Origin of the sequence: Aquipuribacter hungaricus (genome assembly GCF_037860755.1) — a bacterium.
GTDB lineage: Bacteria > Actinomycetota > Actinomycetes > Actinomycetales > JBBAYJ01 > Aquipuribacter > Aquipuribacter hungaricus.
Genome location: NZ_JBBEOI010000015.1, coordinates 26023 through 35080 on the forward strand (window position 1 = coordinate 26023; position 9058 = coordinate 35080).

Below are 9058 nucleotides of genomic sequence, written 5' to 3' on the forward strand. Positions count from 1 at the left end.
GGCGCAGCCCACCCGCCCCGGCCCGGCCACGTCGCTCGCCCTGCGCGCACCGGTCGACCGGCACGGCCGCCCTGCTCGCCCTAGGCGGCCACCGACCCCGCCTCGCGGGCGAGCGCGGTCAGCCGGCTGAGCGCGCGCAGGTACTTCTTGCGGTAGCCGCCGCGCAGCATGGCCTCGTCGAAGAGCGCCGACAGCGGCTCTCCCCCGGCCGTGAGCGGCAGCGCGCGGTCGTACATCCGGTCGGCGAGCACCACCAGGCGCAGGGCGACGTTCTGGTCCGGCACCGGGGCCACGCCGGACCAGCCGACCTCGGTCACGCCGTCCAGCAGGGCGCCGTAGCGGCTCGGGTGCACCGTGGCCAGGTGCGCGCACAGGTCGGCGAAGTCGTCGACCGTGGCGCCCGGGCGCCCGGCGAGCGCCGCGAGGTCTGCGGGGGCGGCGGGCTCCGGGGTGGGGGGCGCACCGCGGTGGCGGTAGTCGTCGCCGTCCACGGTCACCACCTCGAACAGCCGCCCGAGCGCCTGGATCTCGCGCAGGAAGTCCTCGGCGGCGAACCGGTCGCTGCCGAGCGAGCCGGGCAGCGTGTTGGAGGTCGCGGCGAGCCGGGCCCCGGAGTCGGCGAGCTCGCGCAGCAGCCGGGCCATGAGCACCGTGTCGCCGGGGTCGTCGAGCTCGAACTCGTCGATGCAGACCAGGTCCGCGCCGCGCAGCGCGTCGACGGCGCCGCGGAAGCCGAGCGCCCCGGCCAGCTGGGTGTACTCCACGAACGTGCCGTAGTGCTTGCGCCCGGCGGCCTCGTGCCAGGCCGCCGCGAGCAGGTGGGTCTTGCCGACGCCGAACCCCCCGTCCAGGTACAGCCCCCGGGGCTCGGGGTCCTCCTGCACGCGCCCCAGCAGGCGCCCCAGGCCTCGGCGGGGGGCCGTCAAAGCACCGGCCGAAGAGAAGCGGCCGACGTGGTCGCGGGCCTCGATCTGGCTCGGCTGGGCGGGATCGGGCCGGTACGTGGACAGGCGGGCCTCGGAGAACCGGGGCGGCGGGACCAGGTCGTCGAGCAGCCGGGTCCGGTCCAGGGCGGGGTGCCGGTCGACGAGCCGGTCGGCCTGGGTGCGCACGGCCAGGAGGCTACGGGGCGGGGCGACACGCCCGGGGACCGGACGGGGAACGGGCACGGCACGCCGGGTGTTGGCACCCTCTGACAGGCGGGGAGCCCTGCCCCGACCGCCAGCCGCACGCCCGCCCCACCCTGAGGAGACCCCAGTGCCGACCGAGCACGACACCGACGCCAAGCTCGCCCCCTACGCCCACCCGGAGCGCCTGGTCACGACCGGGTGGCTGGCCGACCGGCTCGGCACCCCCGGCCTGGTGGTCGTGGAGTCCAGCGAGGACGTCCTGCTCTACGAGACCGGCCACATCGAGGGTGCCGTCAAGATCGACTGGCACACCGAGCTCAACGACCCGGTGACCCGCGACTACGTGGACGGCGAGGGCTTCGCGGCGCTCATGCGCGCCAAGGGCATCTCGCGCGAGGACACCGTCGTGCTGTACGGCGACAAGAACAACTGGTGGGCCGCCTACGCGCTGTGGGTGTTCACGCTGTTCGGCCACGAGGACGTCCGGCTGCTCGACGGCGGCCGCACCAAGTGGGAGGCCGAGGGCCGGGCGTACACGACCGACAAGCCGGCCGTCCCCGCCGTCGACTACCCCGTCGTCGAGCGCGACGACAGCAGCATCCGCGCCTTCCTGCCCGACGTGCTGCAGCACCTGGGCAAGCCGATGGTCGACGTCCGCTCCCCCGAGGAGTACACCGGCCAGCGGACCCACATGCCGGCCTACCCGGAGGAGGGCGCCCTGCGCGGCGGCCACATCCCGGGGGCGCAGTCGGTGCCGTGGGCCCGCGCGGTCGCCGAGGACGGCGGCTTCAAGTCCCGCGAGGAGCTCGAGGCGGTCTACACCGGCGAGAAGGGCCTGCAGCCCACCGACGACGTCGTCGCCTACTGCCGGATCGGGGAGCGCTCGAGCCACACCTGGTTCGTCCTCACCCACCTGCTGGGCTTCGAGAAGGTCCGCAACTACGACGGGTCGTGGACGGAGTGGGGCAACGCCGTGCGCGTCCCCATCGCCACGGGCGCCGAGCCGGGCCAGGCGTGAGCGACGGCACCCTGCCCGGTCGGTTCGACGCGGTCGTCGAGGACTTCGGCGCGCTCGAGCAGCAGGACCGCCTCGTCCTGCTCCTGGAGTTCGCCGACGGCCTGCCCGAGCTGCCGGAGCACCTGGCCTCCCACCGCGAGGTGATGGAGGTCGTCCCGGAGTGCCAGTCCCCCGTGTTCGTCCACGTCGAGGTCGAGGGGACCGGCCCACAGGCACCCGTCCACGTGTACCTGTCGGCGCCCCGCGAGGCACCGACGACGCGTGGGTTCGCGGCGATCCTCGCCGAGGGCATGACGGGCCTGGACGCCGCCGGGGTGCTCGCCGTGCCCGACGACGTGCCGCACCGCCTGGGCCTGGAGCGCGCGGTGAGCATGCTGCGCCTGCGCGGGATGTCCGGGATGCTCGGCCGGATCCAGCGGCAGGTTCGCGAGAAGGCCGCCGTCTAGGCGTGGAGGCCCTGCTCGGCGCCCCGACGGGCGTCCTGCCCGCAGCGCCGGACGAGGCGGCGCGGGCGCTCGCGGCCCGCTACGCCTACCCCTCATCCGTCGCGGAGGGGCGGCCGTGGGTGCGCGCCAACACGGCGACCAGCCTCGACGGCGCGGTGTCGGGCGCCGACGGCCGCTCGGCCTCGGTGAGCGGCACCGTGGACAAGCAGGTCTTCGGGGTGCTCCGCGGGCTGGCCGACGTCGTCCTGGTGGGTGCCGGGACCGCCCGGACCGAGGGCTACGGCCCCGTGCGGCCGCACCGGGTGCTCGGGCCGGAGCGCGCCCGGGCCGGTCGGCGCACCGCCGCCGTGCTCGTGCAGGTCACCCGCTCGGGCCGCGTCGAGGCCGGCCGCGGGATGTTCGACGAGCCGGGTGCCGCGCTGGTCGCGGTGCCGGGCGGCGACGAGGCCGCCCGTGCGCGGGCGGTCGGCACCGCGGGCGAGGACCGGGTGCTGGTGTGCGGCGGGGGCGACCACGGGGGTACAGACCGCGGTGGCACGGACCACGGCGGCGTCGACCTGGCCGACCTGCTCGACCGGCTCGCCCGGCGCGGTCTCACCCGGGTGCTCTGCGAGGGGGGACCCGAGCTGCTCGGCGCCCTCGCGGCGGCGGACCTGCTCGACGAGCTCTGCCTGACGACGAGCCCCGTGCTCGTGGCGGGCGACGGTGCGCGCGCCGTCACCGGTGCCGCGGGGGACCCGCGCGGCTTCTCGCTGGCCGGGCTGCTGCACGCCGAGGGGACCCTGCTCGCCCGCTGGGTGCGCGACCGGGGCACGGTGCCCGACGAACAGGACGCCTAGCGCGCCTGGCGGGCCGGGCTGTCCGGGGTCGCCGCTACGGTCCCCGCCATGCTGGACCACGTAGGGATCCCCGCCGCCGACGTCGAGGCCTCGGCGGCGTTCTACCTCGCGCTCATGGCGCCCGCGGGCTGGCGCGAGGCCACCCGCATCCCCACGCCCGGCGGCCCGGTGCTGGGCCTGGCCGCGGGCGACGGGCCGCCGGACTTCTGGCTGAGCCCCACCGCCGGCCCGCTCGCGGGCGAGCTCCACCTGGCGTTCGTCGTCGCCGACCGTGCCGTGGTGGACGCGGTCCACGGTGCCGCGGTGACGCTCGGGGCCGAGGTGCTGCACGCCCCCCGGGAGTGGCCCGAGTACCACCCCGGCTACTACGCCGTGTTCGTGCGCGACCCGGACGGGCACAACGTCGAGGCGGTCGTCCACAGCTGACCCGCCCCCGGCAGCCGGCTCAGGAAGGCGTCGGACCGTCCCCCGCGGCGGCCGGCAGCTGCGACCCCAGCTCGGCGCGCAGGTAGTCCTCGACCACCTGCTCCCAGCGGACGGGGTCGACGTTCCACTCCTGGCAGTGCCGCGCGCCCCGGAACGGCACGTGCGTGACGAGGTCCGGCCGTGCCTGGGCGAGCCTGCGGGTGGGACCCGAGGGCACGAACTCGTCGTCGTCGGAGTGGACGACGAGCATGCGGTGGCGCAGCTCGTTGGCCCGCGCCACCCAGTCGAAGCGGTCGAGCTCGACCGGGCCCTCGACCCCGAAGAGCCGGTCGGCCTGCTTGCGGCCGAGCAGCTCCACGCCCAGCCGCGCCACCCACACCGGCACCCGGTTGACGCGGGCCTGGTGGTCGAGGACGTCGGCCCACGACACGACGGGCGCGTCGAGGACGACCGCCCGGACCACGTGCAGCAGGCGGGAGCGGGACAGCAGCTGCAGGACGATCGCGCCGCCCATCGACCAGCCGACGAGGACGACCCCGCTGGCGCCGCGGCGCAGCGCGAGCCGCACGGCGTGCTCGATGTCCGCCCACTCGGTGTCGCCGAGGTGGTAGCGGCCGCCGGGCAGGGCCGGGGCGTCGGCGTCGTTGCGGTAGCTGGGGACCACCGCCGGCAGGCCCAGGCGCTGGAGCACGGGCAGCGCGCGCAGGCACTCCTCGCGGGTGGCGCCGCGGCCGTGGACGAGGACGGCCCAGACGTCCGATGCGGGCGCTCCCTCGGGCGGCGGCACGACCCAGGCGGGCAGCGGGCCGACCTCGCCGTCGAGGACGACGTCCTCGTGGGGCAGGCCGAGCGCCGACGTCGGGTCGCCGGCGTAGTAGGACGGGCTCCACCGGGCGGGGCCCACCTTCATGGGGCCGTCGACCTCGACGAGCTCCCGGGTGACCGTGGGCCCGTCGGCGCGCAGCACCTCGCCGAGCCGGGCGTGGCTGAGGCCGCCGTGCAGGCGCAGGCCGTAGCGGCCGCGCGCGACGGTCTCGTCCGTCGCCCGCAGCGTCACGGTGCCGGGGCCGACGCTGAGCACCTCGGTGTCGTCGGGCCGCACCCGGTCCGGCGTGAGCACGCGCCGGACGAAGTACGCGGCCACGGCGCTGACGAGCGCGGAGAACAGCAGCCCCGCCCCGAGAGCCGTCCCCCCGACGACGAGCACCGTGGCCAGCCGGCCGTGGCGCAGACCCCTGCGCACGCGCCGGGGCCCGTCGTCGGCGGAGTCTACCGGGGCCGGGGGCGTCGCCTGCCCGGACGGGGCCGACAGGGTCACGGCGGGCGGGGCGGCGGGACCGGCGGGGAGGACGGCGGCCCGTCGACGGCGGAGGCTCGGCACCCGGCGAGTCTGGCAGCCGGCGCCCACGGCCGTCGCGCGGTGGCCGGCCGCGCCGGAACAGCCCGCGCGGGGACCACGTTGGCCCCGGTGGGCGCGCCGGACCCACGGCGCCCCGGGAGGAGATCTCATGTTCGGTCGACGCGACAGCACCACCCCCACCAGCTCGCACGAGGGCACCGGCACGACGGACGGGCCCGGCGCCGGTCGCTACCCCGCCGCCCGCACCGACGAGGAGTGGCGCGCCACCCTGTCGCCGCAGGAGTACCAGGTGCTCCGGCTCGCGGGCACGGAGCGCGCCTACACCGGCGAGTACACCGACAACCACGAGGTCGGCGTCTACTCCTGCCGCGCCTGCGGCACCGAGCTGTTCCGCAGCGAGCAGAAGTTCGACAGCCACTGCGGCTGGCCGTCCTTCTACTCCGCCCTGGCCGGCGACCGGGTCGAGGAGATCGAGGACCGGTCCTTCGGGTCCGTCCGCACCGAGGTCCGCTGCGCGGCGTGCGGCTCCCACATGGGCCACGTCTTCGCCGGCGAGGGATACGGCACCCCGACCGACCTGCGCTACTGCATCAACTCGATCAGCATGCGCTTCGAGCCGGCCGCGCCCGGGGCGTAGCCGGTCAGTACCGGAAGCGCCCCACCTGGGCGCTGAGCCCGGCGGCGGTGCGGGTGAGCTCGTCCACGGCGGCCCGGGTGTCCCGGGCCGCCTGGTCGGTGCCCTCGGCCGCCTCGGCCACGGCGACGATGCTCGCGGCGATGTCGCTGGTGCCGCCGGCGGCCTGGGCGACACCGCGCGACATCCCCGCCGTCGTGGCCGTCTGCTCCTCCACCGCCGACGTGATCGACAGCTGCAGGTCGTGGATCGAGGCGATGATCGCCGACAGCCGGCTCATCTCCCCCACGGCGCCCGTGGTGCCGGACTGGATGGAGTCCACGCGGCGGGCGATGTCCTCGGTGGCGCGGCCGGTCTCCTGGGCGAGCTCCTTGACCTCGGTGGCGACGACGGCGAAGCCCTTGCCCGCCTCCCCCGCGCGCGCCGCCTCGATGGTGGCGTTGAGTGCCAGCAGGTTGGTCTGCTCGGCGATCGACGTGATGGCCTTGACGACGCTGCCGATCTCGGTGCTCGAGGTGCCGAGCGCCGCCATGGTGGCGTCGGCCGCGGCGACCACGGCGACGGCGCCGGCCACGACCCGGGCGGCCTCGCCTGCCGCCTGGGCGATCTCGCGGATCGACGCGCCCATCTCCTCCGAGCCGGCGGCGACGGTGCGCACGTCGCCCGAGACCCGCTCGGCGGTCGCGGACACGACGGCGGCCTGCTCCGACGACCGGTGCGCGCCGGCCGCGATCTGCTCCGAGGACCGGCTGAGCTGCTCGGCGGCGGCGGCCACGGCGGTCGCGCTGGCCGCGACGCCGGACACGACCGAGCGGACCTGCCCGGTGGCCCGGTCCAGGCCCTGGGCGACGGCCCCGACCTCGTCGCGCGAGGTGAGGCCGGTGCTGACGGTGAGGTCGCCCCCGGCCAGTGCCTGCACGGCGTCGACGAGGCGGCCCAGCGGCCGGGTCACGGAGCGGACGACCACGACGGCCAGCAGGACGAGGAGCGCGACCGCGCCGACCGCGACCCCGGCGACGACCGCCTCGGCGGTGCGCCGCTGGGCGGCGGAGCGCTCCTCCGCGGCGACGGCCTGCGCGGCGACGGTGTCGCTGACGACGGGCAGCGCCTCCTCCAGGGCCTCGAAGGCGGTGAGGAACTGCGGGTAGGCGTCGCGGGCCGCGTCGGGGTCACGCTCCACGACGGCGGCGATGTCGGCCGCGGCGACGAGGTAGTCCTCGACGGCGGGGCCGACCGAGGTGACGGCGGCCTCCGCCTCCTCGCCCAGCCCGGCGGCGGCGACGGCGTCGAGCCGGGCGCGCAGGGTCTCGGAGTGCTCGGCCAGGTCGGCGGCGGCGGCGTACCGCTCCTGCCCGCCGTCGGCCAGCAGCGCCGACAGGACGTCCGCCCGGACCGCGTCGTGCATCATGTCGGCCTCGAGCGCGGCGCGCGTCGCCCCTGAGGCCGCGAGCAGGTCCTCGGCGCTGGCACCGGTGCCCTCCAGCCCGTGCAGGCCCACCCCGGCCGTGGCGGCGAGCGCGGCGGTGGCCACGAGGACCACGGCGCCCATCCGGGTGGCGAGGCGCCGGTCGGCCAGCCATGCGCCGGCACGCGGCGGGCGTCCCCCGGTCGCGTGGCCGTCGACGGTCGCGGCGGGGACGGGCGGGCTGGGGGCCATGGGGACTCCTGGGCGGCGGCACGGCGGTGTCGCGGCCGCGGTCGGCCGTGCCCCGGGCATCGGCACGCCGGCACCCGACCTTGACGGCGGCACGCCACCCGCCGCCTAGCCTTGCCCGTCGTGGAGCAGGAGACCGCCCGGGCGCGGTGGGACGAGCTGGACGTGCGCACGGCCTACGAGCTGCTGCGGCTGCGCAGCGACGTGTTCGTCGTCGAGCAGGAGTGCGCCTACCCGGACCTGGACGGGCGCGACACGGAGCCGACGACCGAGCACCGCTGGGTGCACGAGCCGGGCCGCCCGGGGGCGGTGCTCGCCTACCTGCGCGTGCTCGCCGACCCGGCGGGCCTGCGGGTGGGCCGGGTGGTCACCGCGCCCGCCGCCCGGGGCCGCGGGCTGGCGGGGGTGCTGGTGGGCCAGGTCGTCGCCGACCACGGCGCGTCGGCCACCGTCGTGCTGGACGCGCAGAGCCACCTGGCGGGCTGGTACGGCCGCCACGGCTTCGTCCGGGACGGGGAGGACTTCGTCGAGGACGGGATCCCCCACACCCCGATGGCCCGCCCGGCCGGCTGAGCCGCCGGCCGGCAGGCTGCTGACCCACAGGGCAGAGGCCTCAGGGCAGCTGCTCGACCAGCCGGGCGAGCTCGACGCGGGGACCGGTGTAGAACGGCAGCTCCTCGCGGACGTGGCGGCGGGCCTCGGTGTTCCGCAGGTCGCGCATGAGGTCGACGATCCGGTGCAGCTCGTCGGCCTCGAAGGCCAGCAGCCACTCGTAGTCGCCGAGCGCGAACGCCGAAACGGTGTTGGCGCGGACGTCGGGGTACGGCCGGGCCGCGCGGCCGTGGTCGACGAGCATGGTCCGGCGCTCGTCCGCCGGCAGCAGGTACCACTCGTAGCTGCGGACGAACGGGTACACGCAGCAGTAGCCTCGCGGCTCCTCCCCCGCCATGAACGCCGGCACGTGGCCCCGGTTGAACTCCGCGGGCCGGTGCAGGCCCATGACCGACCACACCGGCGTCAGATGCGAGCCGAGCCGGCTGCGCCGCAGCGCGTGGTAGGCCGCCTGGACGGTCTCCACGGCGGGCGCGTGCCACCACACCATGAGGTCGGCGTCGGCCGTCATGCCGCCCAGGTCGTACCAGCCGCGGACGACGAGGTCGCCGTCGGCCGCCAGGGGCGCGAGCGCGGCCTCGACCTCGGCGACCAGCGCGGCACGGTCGCCGCTGCCGAGCGTCTCGCTGGCCGCGAACACCGACCAGGCGGTGTAGCGGACGGTCGCGTTGATCTCGTCGGTGGGGGTGGGGACCCCGGCGGCGTCGTGGTGGTGGGCGCTCATGCCCCCCATCCTGCCGCGAGCAGCCGGCGCACCTCCGACCGGGCCGAGGCCACGCACGCGGGCACCCCGACGCCGTCGAGGAAGGCCCCGGTCACCGCGAGGCCGGGGACCGCGGCGACCGCGGCCCGCACCCGGGCGACCCGGGCGAGGTGCCCGGGGGCGTACTGCGGCAGCGCCCCGCCCCACCGGGCCACGGCCGCGGGTGCCGCGGCCAG

The 9058-nt window shown here is 76.9% G+C and carries 10 protein-coding genes and 1 pseudogene; 6 read left to right on the plus strand and 5 right to left on the minus strand.

Features of this window, described 5'->3' with window-relative positions; all coding sequences use genetic code 11:
• Positions 1 to 80: 80 nt before the first annotated feature.
• A complete protein-coding gene (gene zapE, locus WCS02_RS04215; protein WP_340290179.1) occupies positions 81 to 1112 on the minus strand; it encodes a cell division protein ZapE in 1032 nt (343 codons plus the stop codon).
• A gap of 145 nt (positions 1113 to 1257) precedes the next feature.
• On the opposite strand from zapE, the gene WCS02_RS04220 reads away from it, so the two are divergent.
• Genes WCS02_RS04220 through WCS02_RS04235 form a run of 4 tightly spaced genes read left to right on the plus strand, consistent with a single transcriptional unit; the run spans position 1258 to position 3859 of the window.
• Positions 1258 to 2148: a sulfurtransferase gene (locus WCS02_RS04220; protein ID WP_340290182.1), complete on the plus strand. Its 891-nt coding sequence runs from the start codon at positions 1258 to 1260 to the stop codon at positions 2146 to 2148.
• Entirely contained in the window at positions 2145 to 2594 is a 450-nt protein-coding gene (locus tag WCS02_RS04225; protein ID WP_340290185.1) for a SufE family protein, read from the plus strand. Before WCS02_RS04220 ends, WCS02_RS04225 begins: the two co-directional genes overlap by 4 nt.
• A 2-nt stretch (positions 2595 to 2596) precedes the next feature.
• Positions 2597 to 3433 (plus strand): dihydrofolate reductase family protein, encoded by an 837-nt coding sequence (locus tag WCS02_RS04230; RefSeq protein ID WP_340290188.1) that lies wholly within the window; start codon positions 2597 to 2599, stop codon positions 3431 to 3433.
• Between the two features lie 48 nt (positions 3434 to 3481).
• Complete coding sequence (locus WCS02_RS04235; RefSeq protein WP_340290191.1) at positions 3482 to 3859, plus strand: VOC family protein; 378 nt, start codon at positions 3482 to 3484, stop codon at positions 3857 to 3859.
• A 19-nt stretch (positions 3860 to 3878) separates the two neighbouring features.
• On the opposite strand, the gene WCS02_RS04240 is transcribed toward WCS02_RS04235, so the two are convergent.
• Entirely contained in the window at positions 3879 to 5240 is a 1362-nt protein-coding gene (locus tag WCS02_RS04240) for an alpha/beta hydrolase family protein (protein ID WP_340290194.1), read from the minus strand.
• Positions 5241 to 5367: 127 nt separating this feature from the next.
• Here WCS02_RS04240 and msrB point away from each other — a divergent pair, with 127 nt between their 5' ends.
• Positions 5368 to 5856, plus strand: coding sequence for a peptide-methionine (R)-S-oxide reductase MsrB (msrB, locus tag WCS02_RS04245; protein WP_340290197.1), 489 nt, complete (start codon positions 5368 to 5370; stop codon positions 5854 to 5856).
• 4 nt (positions 5857 to 5860) lie between these two features.
• On the opposite strand, the gene WCS02_RS04250 is transcribed toward msrB, so the two are convergent.
• Positions 5861 to 7510, minus strand: coding sequence for a methyl-accepting chemotaxis protein (locus WCS02_RS04250; RefSeq protein ID WP_340290200.1), 1650 nt, complete (start codon positions 7508 to 7510; stop codon positions 5861 to 5863).
• A gap of 120 nt (positions 7511 to 7630) precedes the next feature.
• Between WCS02_RS04250 and WCS02_RS04255 the strand changes: the two genes are divergently transcribed.
• Entirely contained in the window at positions 7631 to 8080 is a 450-nt protein-coding gene (locus WCS02_RS04255) for a GNAT family N-acetyltransferase (RefSeq protein WP_340290202.1), read from the plus strand.
• Positions 8081 to 8120: 40 nt separating this feature from the next.
• Here the strand turns inward: WCS02_RS04255 and hemQ are convergent, their stop codons facing one another.
• Together hemQ and WCS02_RS04265 are read right to left on the minus strand one after the other, a co-directional pair.
• Positions 8121 to 8843 (minus strand): hydrogen peroxide-dependent heme synthase, encoded by a 723-nt coding sequence (gene hemQ / locus WCS02_RS04260; RefSeq protein ID WP_340290205.1) that lies wholly within the window; start codon positions 8841 to 8843, stop codon positions 8121 to 8123.
• Positions 8840 to 9058 (minus strand): annotated as a pseudogene (locus WCS02_RS04265) (hypothetical protein); the annotation flags it as partial. The gene hemQ and the pseudogene WCS02_RS04265, both read right to left, overlap by 4 nt.

Coding starts and splice junctions, on each gene's coding strand:
- WCS02_RS04250 (WP_340290200.1), bottom strand. CDS start 7,510: ATGGCCCCCAGCCCGCCCGTCCCCGCCGCGACCGTCGACGGCCACGCG.
- msrB (WP_340290197.1), top strand. CDS start 5,368: ATGTTCGGTCGACGCGACAGCACCACCCCCACCAGCTCGCACGAGGGC.
- WCS02_RS04235 (WP_340290191.1), top strand. CDS start 3,482: ATGCTGGACCACGTAGGGATCCCCGCCGCCGACGTCGAGGCCTCGGCG.
- hemQ (WP_340290205.1), bottom strand. CDS start 8,843: ATGAGCGCCCACCACCACGACGCCGCCGGGGTCCCCACCCCCACCGAC.